General features: G+C 71.7%; 14 protein-coding genes. 7 read left to right on the forward strand and 7 right to left on the reverse strand.

Going from position 1 to position 15,515, the window contains the following annotated elements; translation table 11 throughout:
• Positions 1-347: 347 nt before the first annotated feature.
• Positions 348-950 carry a hypothetical protein gene (locus ACFZA0_RS25910; RefSeq protein WP_391021186.1) on the forward strand — a complete coding sequence of 201 codons (603 nt, stop codon included), beginning with the start codon at positions 348-350 and terminating at the stop codon, positions 948-950.
• Between the two features lie 82 nt (positions 951-1,032).
• Here the strand turns inward: ACFZA0_RS25910 and ACFZA0_RS25915 are convergent, their stop codons facing one another.
• Complete coding sequence (locus ACFZA0_RS25915) at positions 1,033-1,752, reverse strand: (2Fe-2S)-binding protein (protein ID WP_391021188.1); 720 nt, start codon at positions 1,750-1,752, stop codon at positions 1,033-1,035.
• A gap of 337 nt (positions 1,753-2,089) precedes the next feature.
• Between ACFZA0_RS25915 and ACFZA0_RS25920 the strand changes: the two genes are divergently transcribed.
• Positions 2,090-2,737, forward strand: coding sequence for a HutD family protein (locus ACFZA0_RS25920; protein WP_391021189.1), 648 nt, complete (start codon positions 2,090-2,092; stop codon positions 2,735-2,737).
• Positions 2,738-3,072: 335 nt separating this feature from the next.
• Positions 3,073-4,209 carry an MFS transporter gene (locus tag ACFZA0_RS25925; protein ID WP_391021378.1) on the forward strand — a complete coding sequence of 379 codons (1,137 nt, stop codon included), beginning with the start codon at positions 3,073-3,075 and terminating at the stop codon, positions 4,207-4,209.
• 53 nt (positions 4,210-4,262) lie between these two features.
• Here the strand turns inward: ACFZA0_RS25925 and ACFZA0_RS25930 are convergent, their stop codons facing one another.
• Positions 4,263-4,589, reverse strand: coding sequence for a DUF6247 family protein (locus tag ACFZA0_RS25930; RefSeq protein ID WP_391021191.1), 327 nt, complete (start codon positions 4,587-4,589; stop codon positions 4,263-4,265).
• Between the two features lie 413 nt (positions 4,590-5,002).
• Here ACFZA0_RS25930 and bla point away from each other — a divergent pair, with 413 nt between their 5' ends.
• Positions 5,003-5,758: a class A beta-lactamase gene (gene bla, locus ACFZA0_RS25935; RefSeq protein ID WP_391021193.1), complete on the forward strand. Its 756-nt coding sequence runs from the start codon at positions 5,003-5,005 to the stop codon at positions 5,756-5,758.
• 301 nt (positions 5,759-6,059) lie between these two features.
• Positions 6,060-7,925 carry an N-acetylmuramoyl-L-alanine amidase gene (locus tag ACFZA0_RS25940; protein WP_391021380.1) on the forward strand — a complete coding sequence of 622 codons (1,866 nt, stop codon included), beginning with the start codon at positions 6,060-6,062 and terminating at the stop codon, positions 7,923-7,925.
• A 172-nt stretch (positions 7,926-8,097) separates the two neighbouring features.
• On the opposite strand, the gene ACFZA0_RS25945 is transcribed toward ACFZA0_RS25940, so the two are convergent.
• Entirely contained in the window at positions 8,098-8,544 is a 447-nt protein-coding gene (locus ACFZA0_RS25945; protein ID WP_391021195.1) for an anthrone oxygenase family protein, read from the reverse strand.
• A 96-nt stretch (positions 8,545-8,640) separates the two neighbouring features.
• Here ACFZA0_RS25945 and ACFZA0_RS25950 point away from each other — a divergent pair, with 96 nt between their 5' ends.
• Positions 8,641-9,219, forward strand: a complete 579-nt coding sequence (locus ACFZA0_RS25950; RefSeq protein ID WP_391021197.1) for a WHG domain-containing protein — start codon at positions 8,641-8,643, stop codon at positions 9,217-9,219.
• Positions 9,220-9,333: 114 nt separating this feature from the next.
• Here ACFZA0_RS25950 and ACFZA0_RS25955 read toward each other — a convergent pair whose 3' ends face one another.
• Positions 9,334-10,719 (reverse strand): MFS transporter, encoded by a 1,386-nt coding sequence (locus ACFZA0_RS25955; RefSeq protein ID WP_391021199.1) that lies wholly within the window; start codon positions 10,717-10,719, stop codon positions 9,334-9,336.
• Between the two features lie 706 nt (positions 10,720-11,425).
• The gene (locus ACFZA0_RS25960; protein ID WP_391021201.1) at positions 11,426-11,998 is read right to left on the reverse strand and encodes a TetR family transcriptional regulator; all 573 of its coding nucleotides are present in this window, start codon (positions 11,996-11,998) and stop codon (positions 11,426-11,428) included.
• A 156-nt stretch (positions 11,999-12,154) separates the two neighbouring features.
• Between ACFZA0_RS25960 and ACFZA0_RS25965 the strand changes: the two genes are divergently transcribed.
• Positions 12,155-12,901: an SDR family NAD(P)-dependent oxidoreductase gene (locus tag ACFZA0_RS25965; RefSeq protein ID WP_391021203.1), complete on the forward strand. Its 747-nt coding sequence runs from the start codon at positions 12,155-12,157 to the stop codon at positions 12,899-12,901.
• A gap of 551 nt (positions 12,902-13,452) precedes the next feature.
• Here the strand turns inward: ACFZA0_RS25965 and ACFZA0_RS25970 are convergent.
• Both ACFZA0_RS25970 and ACFZA0_RS25975 read right to left on the reverse strand, forming a co-directional pair.
• A complete protein-coding gene (locus tag ACFZA0_RS25970) occupies positions 13,453-14,139 on the reverse strand; it encodes an HAD-IA family hydrolase (protein WP_391021205.1) in 687 nt (228 codons plus the stop codon).
• Positions 14,140-14,409: 270 nt separating this feature from the next.
• A complete protein-coding gene (locus ACFZA0_RS25975; protein ID WP_391021207.1) occupies positions 14,410-15,441 on the reverse strand; it encodes a substrate-binding domain-containing protein in 1,032 nt (343 codons plus the stop codon).
• Between the last annotated feature and the right edge of the window lie 74 nt (positions 15,442-15,515).

Consider the following 15,515-nt stretch of genomic DNA (forward strand, 5'->3'; position numbering starts at 1 on the left):
GCCGGACCTGGACGCAAGTCCCCTGTCGGTGGACGTTCACGACTGCGGGCCGGGGCGTTCCTGTCATTTTCGGCACGATCTTCGGCTGTGTGCCTCCCGGAGCATGGACGGCACATGGCGGCTTCGCACCACCGGAGACGGCGGGCGAAACGGGGCGCCGTGCCGGGATCCCCACAACCAGAGCCGAGGAACCGGCACGGCGCAGGCCGGCTGGCATCTGCCGCCGCCTGGCTCACGGCCTGCCGTCCAGCCGGGTGGTCGGCAGCCGGGTCCTGTCGCCCTGCCGCGGGGCCGTGCGGCTCTGAACTGGGCGCACTCGGCGCAGAAGCAGCATCCAGAATGGAGACATGGACGCTCCCGAACTGCTGGAAGCTGCCTCGCTGTTGGTCCCTGAAGCCATTGCCACCGAGAACGACATCACCCTGAACGACGTCTGGGACTACCTCGTCCACGACGAGTGGGAAGTCGCACTCGGCCTGTTGGAAGAGCTTGGTTATGTCCACTCGCTTCCACTCGCCTTCTGGCAGAACCTCGCCTCCGCCGCCGAGCAGGCTCGACTCGACAGGAGCGCGGCATGGTGCCACTGGCGCTGCTTCGAAACCCGCAACGGCGTCATTCGAGCCGATCTCACCCTCGAACCGGCCCACCGGGCCCGGCGCCGGACACCCTTCTCCGGCGCCGGCGTCCTACGACCGATGTGGAACATCGGTGGACGGACCTCGGCAGGTGAACCCGACCTCTGCATAGCCGCCCTGTGGGCGGAGTTCACGCCCCTCATGGCGCCCGGAGGGCAGGCCACGGTGCGTCTCGCCCCGCTCTCCCCGGCGAAGTGGCAGCACCTTCAGCCCGGTCAAGTGATCACCATGCACGAGGACCGAAGCGTCGCTGGAACGGCGGTCGTCCTGGAGACCCGTGGCCCGTCAGTCCCGCCCGCCGCGTCGAAGCCGTAGCCGTAGTCTCAACTCAACCGGAGCCGCAGGCGGCGGGATCGGGGGAGCCGGACCACCGCACTTGCCGTGTCGCTGTGCCGACTCACCGGGCCAGCACACAGTCCCCGCACACGGGTCCCCTGCCCCCGGGTGCCGCGCGGTAGATGAGGCAGCAACTGCGGCGTCTGAACACACCGTCGCGCGTCGCGCCCGCACCAAGCAACGGGGGCTGGTCGAAGAGGCGTGCGGTCAGGGCACGAGTGCGCTGCGCGAGGTCCGGTCGGGAGGCTGCGATCATGGTCGCCGCGCCGTTGACGGCCGAAGCGGTGTTGCCCCAGAGGATGTGCCGGGAGAGCGAGAACTCGCCCATCAGAGCGGCGAGTTCACGCAGGGGACCGTCCAGCAGCCGGCGGCTCAGCTCGTCGGCGCGCACGTCCACAGGGGTGTCCAGGACCACGTCGTCGGGCATCGACAGCGGCACCGGCGCGCCGATCACCTGCTGCCACCGCAGATCCGTGAGCCGGGGAGCGAGAACCCTGCCGTACAGAACGGCGACCGCAAGGGCGGGAGAGAGGAGCCGGGCGGCCAGCCCCAGGTGCGTCACCGATGCGGCGACCCTCGGCTCCACCGCGCCGGGAGGGAGGCCGCCCGCCATGGCAAGCCTGTCCCCGACGGCCGCGACCCGTGCCGCGAGCAGAGGCACGGACAACGGCTGCCAGACCTCGTCGGGTCCCGTGCCCCGGGGATGGGTCTCCAGGGCGAAGAAAGGGCCGAACCGGGCGACCGCCGCTGTCAGTTCACTCGCTGTCGGGGTGCCGCTCACGGCGCTACGGCGTCCGGACCAGCCACGGGAGAGGCGGCTCTCCTCACCCGGTCGGTCTCCAGCACGCTCGTCGCCACCACACCACGGAGGATACGGCCAACTCGACATCCCCTCCTACCTGGCAGTCCGTGAGCCCCGGCGGCTCGACCGCCGCCGTTGCCGGGCGGCACCCGCGGAGCCTGTGCCGTGACGCGGCTGACATGCTCTTCGGGTTCAGCGCGTGTGGCACCGATGTGAACACCGGCGCCGGGCACCGGGCAAGGCTGTTGCCCGGCCTGTTCGAGGTCTCGTGCGCCAGGCGGTGCCCGCAAGACAGTTCGACCTGGAAGGAAGTCCCATGACACCCCGAGTGCTGCGCGCCGACGACAGGAAGCCCGCCCCGTGGAAGAACGGTGGAGGCGTCACGTCCGAGGTCGCCGCCTACCCGGCGGGCGCGGGAACGGACGACTTCCTGTGGCGGATCAGCGTCGCCGACGTCGAACGCGGCGGCCCCTTCTCGACGTTCCCGGGAGTCGACCGGATCATCACCGTCGTCGACGGTCCTGGCATGGAGCTCACCGTCGACGAGGTCGCGCACCGGGTGGACGCCCCGTACGAACCGTTCGCCTTCTCCGGTGACGCGGCCACGGAGTGCCGGCTGCTCGGCGGGCCGGTCGTCGACTTCAACGTGATGGTGCGGCGGTCCGCGATGTCGGCGCGGGTCCGCGTGGTGCGTACGGACACCTTCGTGCGGCCGGATCCCGGAACCCGTGTTCTGGCCGTCGTGCTGGACGGGACGGCCGTGCTCCGACAGGGCTCCGTCCACCTCGGGCGCCTCGACGGGATCCTGCTGCCGGCCGAGGACGCGCACCGGCACCTGGGGCAGCAACAGGGGCAGGGGCGCGATGACGTGAACAGGCTCGATGCCGGGGGCGAGGACGGTGCCGACTTCGGGGTCGAGGGGGTTCTGGCGATCGTTGACCTCGTGCCGCTGCCCGGCCGCTGACAATCCGTCGCGTCCAGGTGGACCAGCCCGTGCGGCTCACGGGCTCACGCGCCCCGCGAGGACGGTTTACGCCCTACGCGGTGACCACGTGCCCGTGCAGCGGTGGACGGGACGAATTCCGGTTGCGGCACGACCGGTGGGCCCGATGGGGTGCTCGCATGGACGGGGTCAGCGATGCCACGGGACCGGTGCGACGCGCGAGGGCCGGCAGTACGGGGAGAGGACGCGGGTCGGACTGCGGGGGCAGGACGCGCGGCGCGGACGGCGCGGGCAGGGAACACACGGCCTCGGGGCGGTCGGCTCCCCGGCGTGCGGCGGCGGTGCTCGCGGCGCTGATGCTGGCGGCCTTCACGTTCAACACCGCGGAGAACCTGCCGGTCGGCCTCCTGGAACTCATCTCCGCGAGCCTCGGGGTGTCCCTGCCGCGCGTCGGGCTTCTGGTCACCGGTTACGGCGCGACGGTGGCCGTCGCGTCCGTGCCCCTCGCCCACGTCGTGCGCGGCGTGCCTCGCCGTCACGTGCTCACGGGACTGCTGGCCGCGCTCGTCGTGTCGAGTCTGGCCGCGGCGCTTTCCACCTCCTACTGGCTGCTGCTCGCGGCACGGCTGCTCACGGCGCTCGCCCAGGCGCTGTTCTGGGCGGTGATGGGCCCGGTCGCGGTGGGCCTGTTCGCGCCCGGAGTGCGGGGGCGGGTGGTCGGGGCACTGTCCGTCGCGGGTTCGCTGGCCCTGGTGCTCGGCCTTCCCGCCGGCACCTGGCTGGGCCGGCGGACCGACTGGCAGGTGCCCGTCGCGGTGCCGGCCGCCCTGGGGCTGGTCTCTCTGGTGACCATCGCCGTCCTGCTGCCGACCTCGCGTCCGGAGGAGGAGCCCGCCGCGCACGGAACCGGCCCGGACCCACGCCGGTTCGCAACGGTACTGGTGGCCGGGGCGCTGTCGGCAACCGGGGCGTTCACCGGGTACACGTACATCGTGACGTTCCTGGGCGACGTGAGCCGGTTCTCCCCCGGCACGATCAGCGCGCTGCTCGTGGCGTTCGGCGGTGCGTGTCTGGCCGGGGTGGCCATCACCGGGGCGGTGCTCGACCGCTGTCCGCGCTCGGCGCTGATCGCGGCCGTGACCGTCCAGGCGGTGGGCATGCTGGGCCTGTACGCGGCCGGTGGCGATCCGGTGGCCGCGGTGGTGTTCCTGACGCTGATGGGCGGTGCCCTCGGACCGGTGTTCATGACCACGCAGAACGCGATGCTGCTCTGCGCCCCCGGCCGCACGGACATGGCGCTCGCGGCCAACTCCGGTGTGTACAACGCCGGTATCGCGGCAGGCGCCGCACTCGGGGGGCTGGTCCTGCGGTCGGCCGGTGTGCGGAGCACCTTCCTGGCCGGTGGGCTGCTGGCCGTCGCGGCCTGCGCGGTTCTGCTCGGCGGGCAGTCGCGGCGTCGCGGAGCGAGGGCCGACGGGCAGGAGCCGGGCTGATGGACAACCCCGCCCCGGCGCCCGGCCCCGCACCGCAGCGGGTCGGAGTCTCGTCAGGCGCGGGCCCCGAGGACCTGGTCCAGGTCGATGCCGTCGGAGTCGTCGCAGCCTCCGGCGAGGAACGCGTCGACGGCCGGGGCCGTCGCGAGCCGGGCCCGCCAGGTTCGGACGACCTCGTGGGCGGGGGCGAGACTGAAACTGTGGGCGGCGTCGTCCAGAGCACGCGCCCAGTCACGTTCGAACGCAGGTACCCAGGCGGCGGCACGGTGATCGGCGCGGAGCAGAGCGAGGAGCCGGGCCGCCGCGGCCGGTTCCGGCGGAGCGGGAGTGGGAGCCGGAGCGGGAGTTGCAGGTGAAGCTTCCTCGGGCTGCGCGCTCATCCGGATCCTCCCAATGGGGCCTGCCGCCACCGTAGCGCGGCGCACGGGGGCCCCGGGACGAACATGCGGAGATCCCTTCCGGACCGGACGGCGCGACGCGTTTGGTGACATCCCGTCAGGGACGGCAGGCTGCCGTCATGTCCTATCGAAAGTTCAGGTGGTTCAGGCAGGCACCGCGGGCATGCGGTGGCGTCCTCGGTCTACTGGGCCTGCTCGGTCTGTTCGGTCTGCTCGGCGGATGCGCAGACGGTGGCGCGGGGAGCGACGGCGGCAACAGGGCTGCCGCCGTCGGCGAGCGGAGCGGGTCATCGTCGCCCGGGTCGCACTCGTCCGCCGCGCCGGGGGCGTCCGTCCCGCCCTCCGGCCGGGCGTCCTCAGTGCCACGTCGCGAACCTGCCGTTTCCTTCGCGGAGTTGGAGCAGCGGTTCGGTGCCCGGCTCGGGGTCTACGCCCTGGACACCGGGACGGGGCGCAGCGTGACGTACCGCGCGGACCAACGGTTCCCGTACTGCTCGACGTTGAAGGCCCTCACCGCCGGCCTGGTACTGCGGAGCAGTACGGACGAGCAGTTGTCCCGCGTCGTGCGGTACGACCGTTCCGACGTGCTGGAGTGGGCGCCGATCACCTCACAGCACGTCGACACCGGGATGCGCGTGCGCGACCTCCTCGACGCGGCACTGCGGTACAGCGACAACACCGCCGCGAACCTGATCATGGAGCGGCTCGGCGGCCCGGCTCAAGTCCGGTCGGCGCTGCGGACGTTGGGCGACGGCACCACCCATGTCGACCGGACCGAGCCCACCTTGAACACGGCCCTCCCCGGCGACGTCCGCGACACCAGCACGCCCCGCGCGCTCGCCGACGACCTGCGCCACCTCCTGCTCGGCGACTGGCTCACCCCGCAGCGGCGCGGGACGCTCGCCGACTGGATGGCACGGAACACCACCGGGGATCCCTACATCCGGGCGGGAGTTCCCTCCGGCTGGACGGTTCAGGACAAGACCGGCAACGGCCGGTACGGGACGCGCAACGACATCGCCGTCGTACGACCGCCCGGCCACTCCCCCGTCGTTCTCGCCGTCCTGTCCCGCCGCTCCGCCGAGAATTCCACGTCCGACGACACGTTGATCGCCGAGGCGACGGCGACGACCGTGGCGGCGCTGCGCTGACACTCGCACGGGGCCCCACCTCCGGGCCAGCGCCCGCGACCGTGCCCCAACTCGGTTGCTCTGCGCGGCAACACCCGCACGGAACACCCCGTTCCTTCACAGATCCTGCATGCACCTCTCCAACTTCCGCCCGGCACAACGCTCTTGAGCTCCCTCAGCACAGACGTCGGCCCTCTATAGTCGGCCGCACATCCAGCTGATCCACCCCCTGCTAAGGAACGTTGCCTTGCCCAACAGAAAGAGGACGGTCGGCGCCCCCACCGCGATCGCCGCGAGTGTGCTGGCCGTCGGCGGCCTGCTGATGCCGTCGGCCACCGCACAGGCCGACACCACGACCGACCCCGCCAACACGGCCTCCGCGAACGCGACTTCCACCTCCCGGCAGCAGGCGCTCCGGTCCGCCGCCGCGGAGTACCACGTCCCGGCGGGCGTCCTCCTGGCCCTCGCCTACCAGGAGTCGGGCTGGGACGCGCACGGCGCCCAGGTCAGCACGGACGGCGGCTACGGGGTCATGCACCTCACGGACGTCACCACCGCCATGGTGGCCGGGGGCGACGCCGGTGCCGCGGGCCGCGCCGACCTGACGAGCCTGGCCGCCTCCCCCGCACTGCACACCCTCCGCACGGCGGCCAAGCTGACCGGACTGTCCGTGCGCGAACTGCGCGAGGACGACACCGCGAACATCCGCGGCGGCGCGGCGCTGCTCGCCTCGTACGAGAAGCAGCTCACCGGCGGCACGCCCACCGACCCCTCCCGCTGGTACGGCGCCGTGGCCCGCTACAGCCAGTCGAAGCAGCGGCAGGGCGCGCTGGGCTTCGCCGACCGCGTCTTCGGCACCCTCCGCGGCGGCGCCGCGACGACGACCGAGGACGGCCAGCGCGTACGCCTCGCCGCCGACCCGTCGGCCACCCCCGTACAGTCGCAGGCAGCCGCGCTGGACCTGAAGGCGACGGCGTCCACGGACACCGAGTGCCCGCCCACCGTCCCCTGCACCTTCGTCGCCGGCTCCCCCGCCGGGCGCCAGGTCTCGGACCGGCCCGCCAACGGCATCAGGATCGACACCATCGTCATCCACGACCTGGAGAGCACTTACGACGCCGGTGTCACAGGCCTGGCCGACCCCTCGAACCCCGCGGCGACCAACTACGTGATGTCCTCCGACGGTTCGGTCACCCAGATGGTGCCCACCAAGGACATCGCCTTCCACGCCGGCAACTACTCGACCAACCTGCACTCGGTGGGCATCGAGCACGAGGGCTACGCGGTGCAGGGCGCGTCCTGGTACACCGAGGCCCAGTACGAGGCCACGGCCGCCCTGGTCAAGTACCTCGCCGCGCGGTTCGACATCCCCCTGGACAGGCAGCACGTCATCGGTCACGACAACGTTGCCGGGCCGACGTCGGCTCTCGTCTCCGGCATGCACTGGGACCCGGGCCCCTTCTGGGACTGGAACCACTTCATGGACCTGCTCGGCGCACCGGCGCAGGGTCGGCGCGGGGTCCCCCGGGCCGGGTCGGTCGTGACGATCGACCCGCGGTTCGCGAAGAACAAGCAGACGGTCCAGGTGTGCCCCTCCGACGACCCGACCGGGCAGACGACCGCCTGCACGGAGAGCCGGCGGCGCACGAACTTCGTCTACCTGCGTACCGCTCCGAGCGACACGGCGCCGCTCTTCGGTGACCAGGCCGTCCACGGAACCGCTCCCGGCACCGACCGGGTCAACGACTGGGGCAGCACGGCCCAGGCCGGACAGCAGTTCGTCGTCGCCGACGCGCAGGGTGACTGGACCGCGATCTGGTACAGCGGCTCCGAAGTGTGGTTCCACAACCCCGGCGGCACGAACACGAGGATCAGCGACGGCGTGAAGGTGATCCGGGCCGCCGGCGCCACCGCGGTTCCGTTGTACGGATCGAGCTACCCGGACAAGGCGGAGTACCCGGCGGGGCTCGGCGCCTCCACACAGGCGCCCCTGAGCATGTACTCGGTACCGGCCGGCCAGGCCTACGTCGCCACCGCGGAACCCGCCGCCACCGACGACTTCTTCTCGTCCAACGGGGCCGTCGTCATCGGCGCGAAGAAGATGTACACCATCCAGTACAACCACCGCGTGGGACTCGTTTACGCGGACGACGTCACCGCGACCGAAGCGGCCGGCCGGCACCACTGAGGCCACCGAGTACGCCAAGACCCCGGCAACGAGTACCGAGTACCGGGTTCAGCGAGTACCGGAGTCTGCCCGTACCGGAGACGAAGACGCCCGTCTGGGCACGCCGAGACCTCCGCACGACAGACCCGTCCGGGTCGTCGCGCGGAGGTCTCCGTGTCTCCGCACCATGGGCTCAGGAGCGGGCGGCGACCAGTACGGCGAACGCGGCGATGATGACGGCGACGCGCACGTAGTGGAAGCGGAGCCAGCGGTTCAGCTGCTCCTTCCAGTCCTCGGGCCGCGTCTCGGGCGTCCACGTCTTGCTCCGGTTGTTGATCGGCACGAGCAGCAGGACCGACATGACGACGCTGACGATCAGCAGCGCTCCGGCGGTGACGACGAGCCCGGTGCCGTGGTGGTGCCACCCGGCAGCGGCCCACACCGCGACGAGAACCACCGAGCCGATGTACCAGAACGGCATCACGGCGCCGAGCATCCGACCCCCGTGGGCGTGGCCGAGTTGGCCGCTGTCCTCGGGCAGTGCGTCGAGGATCGGGTTGACGACGAAGAGAACGGAGAACTCCACCCCCACCATCACGCCGACGACCACGGTGGTGAAGACCTCGAGTGCGTTGAGCATGACGACCTCTCCCGGGTCAGGATCTAGCATCGCTAGCCGATGAGGCAACGCTAGACCTACTGCCGCTCTCTTGTCTAGCAGTGCTAGGATCGCCGCATGTCGGTCCAGGAACGCAAGGAACGCGAACGGGCGGAACGCGAACGCCTCATCGTGGCGACGGCCCGCGAACTCGCCGAGCAGCAGGGCTGGGATGCGGTCACCACGCGCCGGCTCGCCGATCGCATCGAGTACAGCCAGCCCGTTCTGTACAGCCATTTCCGTGGCAAGCGGGAAATCATCGGTGCCGTCGCCCTCCAGGGCGCCACCGAGCTGGCTGCCGCGGTGCGGGCCGCGACTCCCTCCGAGGGCGGCCCGCGTGCCCGGGTCACCGCCCTCGCCCGCACCTATCTCGACTTCGCCGAACGCAACCCGGCGGTCTACGACGCCATCTTCCAGCTCGACGGCGGCCTGCCCTTCGCGGACAAGGACACCCCCGAGCCGCTGAAGGACGCGTTCGCCGCCCTGCTGGAGAGCCTGGGCGAGGTCGCCGGGGAAGGCGTCCAACCGGGGCTGTTCACCGAGTTGTTCTGGGCGGCGCTGCACGGGCTGGCGACGCTGACGCGGGCGGGACGACTGCCGGCGACGGAGGCCGACCGGAGGACGGAACTCCTGGTGGACCGTCTCGCCGTGCTCTGACACACCTTCCGTCGGGCATGCGGACGGAGTCCTGGACACCGTCGACACTCACTTGCCCGGGGGGCGAACGAGGAGAGGTGCCTCGCGCCCCTGCGGTCCCGCCACACCCCTCGCCTAGACTCCGCCGACTCCCCGGCGCCCGATGTACGCGGCGACGACCCCCGCCCCCAGCAGCAGTACGACGCCGGCAACCGCCAGCGCGAGCCGCGCTCCCCCGGTGCCCGACGAGCCGCCACCGGCAACCGCTCCCAGCACCGCCACGCCCACCACGGCTCCTGTCTGGCGCGCGGCGTTCAGCGCGCCCGAGGCGATGCCGGCTTGTTCCCTGGTCACGGAGCCCACGACCGCTGTCATCAGCGGGGGAATCGTGAAGGAGACACCGAAGCCCAGGATCAGCAGACCGGCACACATCACGGCGTGCGCCGCGGCCGAGTCCGAGACGGAGGCGGCCTGCACCAGGACGCCGGTGCCCATCATCAGGAAGCCGGCGATGGCAGGCCCGCGGGCGCCGATCCTGCCGACGAGGCGGCCGGTGAAGACCGGGTTGAAGGCGGTCGGAAGGGTGAGCGGCAGAAAGGCGAGCCCCACGGTGAGGGCCGACCAGCCGTATGCCTCCTGGAAGAGGAGCGAGAGGACGAACAGGACGCCCGAGAGGCCGAAGTTGACCAGCAGACCGGCCAACAGCCCGGCGGAGAACGTTCGGTTGCGCAACATGACCGGCGGCAGCATGGGGGCGCGCCTCTCCGTCTCCGGCCTCCGCCCGGTGACAACGAACAGCGCTCCCGCTGCCGCGAACACCACGAATCCGCCCAGGACTTGAAGGGAAGCCCACCCCTCGGGACCACTCTCGACGAGTGCGTACGTCAGGCCGGCGAGAGCCGCCACGGCACTGAACTGCCCTGCCGGATCAACCCCCTTGGCGGACCTGCGGGGTGCGCCGGCGGGCGTGTGCCTCGCCGTGATGAGAATGCAGACCGCCGCCACGGGGACGTTCACCAGGAAGATGGTCCGCCAGCCGACGGTGTCGGTCAGGATCCCGCCGACCAGGGGACCCGCCGCCAGTGCACTGCCACTGATCGCTGCCCAGATCCCCATCGCCCGCGCACGGGCCGCCGGTTCGCCGTAGGTCTGCGCGACGATCGCGAGGGACGAGGGCAGGAGCAGGGCGCCCGCCACACCGAGGAGGGCCCGCAGTGCGATCAGCATGCCCATCGAACCGGCCGCCGCGCAGGCGCCGGACAGGCCGGCGAACAGCCACAGACCGGTCAGGAAGGTCCGTCGACCGCCGTAGCGGTCGGCGAGCGCCCCGGCCGTGAGCAGCAGGGCGGCGAAGGTGAGCGTGTAGGCGTCGGACACCCACTGAAGTCCGCTGAGCGAACCCGAGAGATCCCTGCCGATGGCGGGCAGGGCCACGGTGACCACCGTGGTGTCCAGCAGCACCATGAAGTAGCCGAGCGACAGCCCCAGAAGCAGGAGCCGACTCGGGCGGATTGCGGGCACGCCCGGACCGTCGGACGGAAGATCGGGAAGCGGCCGGCTGACATTCACCGGGCGCGGGGGCCGGCTGGACATGGCGGTGCCTTTCGGGAAGTACGGGATCTCGGGATCCGCTCGACGAACGCGGCGCGGCACGGCGCCCGCCCGACGAGCAGCGGCCACTGCGGCAGTCGTGCGGACAACAAGGGCGTGAGGGCGTGAGGGCGTAAGAGCGTTGGGAATTGGGCGAACGTGGCGATACGACGGGTGTCACCGGGGGCCGGTCACCGGCGGGGGGAGATGCCCGAAATCCTGGCAGTGCGTGGCCAGTTGCGGAAGCGGGGGCTGCCGATGACGATCATCGGCAGTGCCGATCGAACCGCCGGACGCGGCCCTCGCGGTGGAACTGCGTCACCTACGGACGTGCCGTTCGGTCGCACGGCCCGCGGTGGCTCCCCTGCCGTCAACTGCCGTGCATCGTCGTCCGGTTCAACAGTCCCATCCACACACGCGGGATCGGACCACCGGCCCTCGACACCGAGGCCGCGAGCAGACCAGCCCTGCGCGAGTGCGTGGTCATGGCCGCGCGGGACGGAACTGCCGCCGGGCGCACGGGCGTTCCCTCGGGGCCGAGGCAGGCAGACGGACAGGCGGGCCGCCGTCGGCGACGCCGGTTGCCGCGGCCGGCCGAGGCTCGGGCCTGCCGCCCGGCACGGGCGGCCGGGGCCGCTCATCGGCCGATCGTGAGGCCGTCCAGGGTGAGGTCGAGCAGGCGCTCCGCCTGTTGCCGGTGCCCGTCACCGGCCGAGGTGAGGGCGATGCCCTCCAGCGCGGCGGCGACATCGCCCGACGGAATGTCGGTGCGGATCGCCCCGGCGGCCACGCACGCGTCCATGAGCGTCGCGATGGCGGACCGGATCCTCTGCCGGCTGTGGCCGTAGGGGTTGCCACCGGTCGCGGCGATGGCACGCAGGGCGTCGATCATGCCGTGCTTGGCGGTGACGTAGTCCAGGTAGAGGCGTGTCCATGCGCGCAGGGCGTCCAGGGGAAACTGCCGCTCCAGCAGGTCGGGCGCGGCGTCGCACAGGCGGGCCACCTCGTTGCGGTAGACCGCCTCGATCAGCGCCTCCCGGGTGGGAAAGTTGCGGTACAGGGTCGCGCTGCCCACGCCCGCGTCCTTGGCGATGTGTTCCAGGTGGGCGTCGAGCCCCTGCGCCGTGAAGGCACGCATCGCGGCGTCGAGGATCTTCTCCCTGTTGCGCCGGGCGTCGGCCCTCAGCGGCCGCGGCTCCTTGCTGGTCATCGGTAACTGCCGTCCCCTCGCGGACTTGCCCGCTTGCTAAACGGGGGCACCCCCACTTAGGTTGAACTACCGGGGACGCCTCCGTTTTCACTCTAGGCCACAGACGCAGGTCAGAGCTCTGGCCTGCGCGCCCCCGCGAAAGGAAGTGACCGATCCATGTCGGGTACGTCAGGTATTGAGGGCAAGGTCATCGCCATCACGGGTGCCAGCAGCGGCATCGGGGAGGCCACGGCGATCCATCTCGCGGCGAGAGGTGCCCGGCTCGTGCTCGGAGCCCGGCGAGAGGAGCGCCTGAACGCCGTCGTCGCCGCCATTGCCGCGCAGGGCGGCACCGCCACCGGTGTGGTCGTCGACGTCACGCGCCGCGAGGACCTCCGGCGCCTGACGGACACCGCGGTGGACAGGTACGGGCGTCTCGACGTCCTCGTCTCCAACGCCGGCACCATGGCCGTCTCACCGTTCGACGACCTGCGTCAGGACGACTGGGACGCCATGGTCGCCACCCACATCACCGGCCTGCTCAACGGCATCGGGGCCGCCCTGCCCGTCTTCCGCCGCCAGCGCGCCGGTCACTTCGTCAACGTCGGCTCCACCGCGGCGTACGTCGTCAAGTCCCCGCAGGCCGTCTACGCGGCGACCAAGACCGCGGTGAAGGTGATCACCGAGGGCCTGCGGCAGGAATCCGGCCCCGACCTGCGCGTCACGCTCGTCTCCCCCGGCTTCACCAACACCGAGGGCGTCGGCAAGGGAGGCAGTCCCGAGGCGGCGGAGGCGCTGGCACGACAGCGCGACGAGATCGCCATGCCGCCCTCCGCCATCGCCTCCGCGATCGGTTACGCCGTCGAACAGCCCGAGGGTGTCGACGTCAGCGAGATCGTCGTGCGCCCCACCGTGCAGGCCTGACGGCAACGGGAGACCCTCGCGGTGAGCGGAGAGCGGGGAGCCCGGCGGGAAGTGGGCTCAACGCGCCGCCGAACCACAGTCGTTGCTCTCGAAGCCGCCGTCCCGAGACGGCGAACGGCCCTGGGGAACACCCGTGTACGGGGGTGTTCCCCAGGGCCGTTCGGACGGGCAGTCGGCTACCGGGGCTCCGCCCGGCGCGGCCGAGCCCGTCACGTCATTCCGCCGCCAATTCCACCGCGTCCTGCGGTGGTTCGGCGGCGGAGACCTCCGGTGTCTCCTCCGGGCCGTGTGGCCGCTGCCCCACCGCGGGCGGGAGCAGCGGCACGGTGCCGGGGATACGGACACGGCGGATTCTGGACGGCTCGTTCGAGTCGGGACGCTTCAAGGCATCTCCCGTCGATGCGTACGGAACACCGTGCCCGGAGCACCTGCTGCCCCGGGCACGGGCAGTCGGGTGAGAGGGAGAACCTCCGGCGGGACCGCGGCATTCCGCATGGCGGGGCTTTTTTGCGACTTGGTGGGAATTCTTCTCGGGCCCGTCAGAGGCACCGTCAGCCGCTCTGGCGCGCTCCCTCGGTGGAGGTGTCCACGCCGAGGCCGGTGTCGGCCCCGGCGAGGGACATGCCCAGCAGGTCCTCCAGAGCGGCGACCGTGCGGGCCGGGTCCACCGCCTGCACCGTGGCGAATCCCAGCTCCGCCGCCGGTGCGAGGTGCTGCGCGGTGTCGTCCACGAACACGCACTCCGCGGCGGTCAGGCCGAGTTCCCGCAGCACGACGTGGAAGATCTCCGGCTCGGGCTTGCGCAGGCCGTGGACCTCCGACAGCACAACGGCGTCGTACCGGGTGTCGATCTCGTAGCCCTCGTACAGGTTCCACGGGCTGAGCCCGACGGTGTTCGAGAGGATGCCGACCCTGATGCCGGCCCGGCGCGCGGCGGCGGCCGCGGCGATCATCGCGGGCTCGGGGCGCAGGTCGCCGAAGACACGGCCCAACAGGTTGTCCGCCTCGATGCCGAGGAGCCGTCCGGCGGCCTCGTTCCACTGCGCCTGGGTGAGTGCGCCGCGTTCGAGTTCCTCGGTGAGCCGGATGCCCTCGGGGTTCAGGTAGATCCCCGTGAGCAGGGCGCCCTCGGGCAGTCCGGCACGCTTCTCGAAGGCCAGCACGGCGGGCAGCAGAGGGGTCGTCAGCACACCACCGAAGTCGAGTACGAGGCCCTTGCGATGTTGGGTCGTGGTCACACCTCAGGAGAACACCGGAGCGGGGGCTCCGCCAAGTCGGAGGGGTATCGCGAAAGGTGCAGGTGAGGGACGGGCCGACCGCATCGACCGGGCGGGGCCTCGGCGGACCGAGCCGCGCCCCGGCGCGCCGACCGGGTCGTCCTGCGCTCACCCTTCCGGGGGACGTCATGTCCACCGGCATGTCCACCGGTGAAGCGGGGAGGCGCGCTCGGAAGGCACGCTCAGCGAGGCGCGCCAGGCAAGCGGTGCCGGGAGAAGCCCCCCGGGGTGTCACGTCCCTGCGTACGGGGCCGTGCTGGCGCGGACGACGAGTTGCGGTTCGACCGACGCCGGGACGACCGTGCCCGCAGGGTCGGTGATGTGCCGCAGCAGGTGGGCCACGGCGAGTTCGCCGGTCTGGGCGAACGGCTGGGCGACCGTGGTCAGCGGCGGGGTGCAGTACGCGGCCAGGTCGATGTCGTCGACACTGACCAGGGAGACGTCCTCCGGCACGCGCCGTCCGAGTTCGGTCAGGGCGCGGATCACGCCGAAGGCCATCTCGTCGCTGGCGACGAAGACCGCGCTCGCCTCCGGAATCCGGCCGAGCAGGAGCCCGTTGCGGTAGCCGGAGGCCGGCGACCAGTCCCCCTCCAGCTGCGGCGGCACCGGCCGGCCGGCTTCTTCGAGCGTGGCGCGCCAGCCGTCGCGCCGGCGGGCGGCCTCCAGCCAGTGTCCGGGTCCGGCGATGTGCCAGACGGTCTTGTGGCCGAGGTCCAGCAGGTGCTGGGTGGCCTTGCGGGCCGCGAGCGCCTGGTCGATCGCGACGACTTCGGTGGTGTCGGTGCTGGGTCCGTCGACCGCGATCGTCGGCGTGTTCCGCATGAACTGCTCGATGCGCGCGCTGGTGTGGATCAGCGGCACCGCGAGGATGACGCCCTCGACGTCCTGGTCGGCCAGCCGCGAGAGGGCGACCTCGATGCTGGAGGTGTCCAGGGAGGACGTGTCCGCCGTGCTGACCTCGTACCCGGCGGCCCGCGCGGCGTTCTCGATGCCGGTGGTGAGGGCCGCCCGCGAGTAGAACGTGCTCTGCAGGGTCACCACGCCGAGAGTGCGGCTGCGCCCGGAGGAGAGCACGCGGGCCGCGTTGTTGCGCCGGTAGCCGAGCTTCTCCACCGCCGCCAACACCCGCTCCCGGGTGTGCGGTTGCACGTTGGGGTGCCCCGAGAGGGCCCGTGACACGGTCTGCGCGGACACCCCGGCGACCCGTGCCACGTCGACCATTCCCGGTGGGCGATCGTCGCTCTTGCCCTGCGGCTTCGCCATGGCTTCCCTTCCCTCGCGGACCGACGCGGCAATGATATCGCTCCCTCAGCCGCGTGCACCCACGGGGCCAAGTC

The sequence above is a fragment of the Streptomyces sp. NPDC008150 genome (assembly GCF_042956945.1).
In the GTDB taxonomy this organism is placed as follows: Bacteria; Actinomycetota; Actinomycetes; order Streptomycetales; family Streptomycetaceae; genus Streptomyces.

Coding starts and splice junctions, on each gene's coding strand:
- ACFZA0_RS25910 (WP_391021186.1), top strand. CDS start 348: ATGGACGCTCCCGAACTGCTGGAAGCTGCCTCGCTGTTGGTCCCTGAA.
- ACFZA0_RS25920 (WP_391021189.1), top strand. CDS start 2,090: ATGACACCCCGAGTGCTGCGCGCCGACGACAGGAAGCCCGCCCCGTGG.
- ACFZA0_RS25925 (WP_391021378.1), top strand. CDS start 3,073: ATGCTGGCGGCCTTCACGTTCAACACCGCGGAGAACCTGCCGGTCGGC.
- ACFZA0_RS25930 (WP_391021191.1), bottom strand. CDS start 4,589: ATGAGCGCGCAGCCCGAGGAAGCTTCACCTGCAACTCCCGCTCCGGCT.
- ACFZA0_RS25940 (WP_391021380.1), top strand. CDS start 6,060: ATGCCGTCGGCCACCGCACAGGCCGACACCACGACCGACCCCGCCAAC.
- ACFZA0_RS25945 (WP_391021195.1), bottom strand. CDS start 8,544: ATGCTCAACGCACTCGAGGTCTTCACCACCGTGGTCGTCGGCGTGATG.
- ACFZA0_RS25950 (WP_391021197.1), top strand. CDS start 8,641: ATGTCGGTCCAGGAACGCAAGGAACGCGAACGGGCGGAACGCGAACGC.
- ACFZA0_RS25960 (WP_391021201.1), bottom strand. CDS start 11,998: ATGACCAGCAAGGAGCCGCGGCCGCTGAGGGCCGACGCCCGGCGCAAC.
- ACFZA0_RS25965 (WP_391021203.1), top strand. CDS start 12,155: ATGTCGGGTACGTCAGGTATTGAGGGCAAGGTCATCGCCATCACGGGT.
- ACFZA0_RS25975 (WP_391021207.1), bottom strand. CDS start 15,441: ATGGCGAAGCCGCAGGGCAAGAGCGACGATCGCCCACCGGGAATGGTC.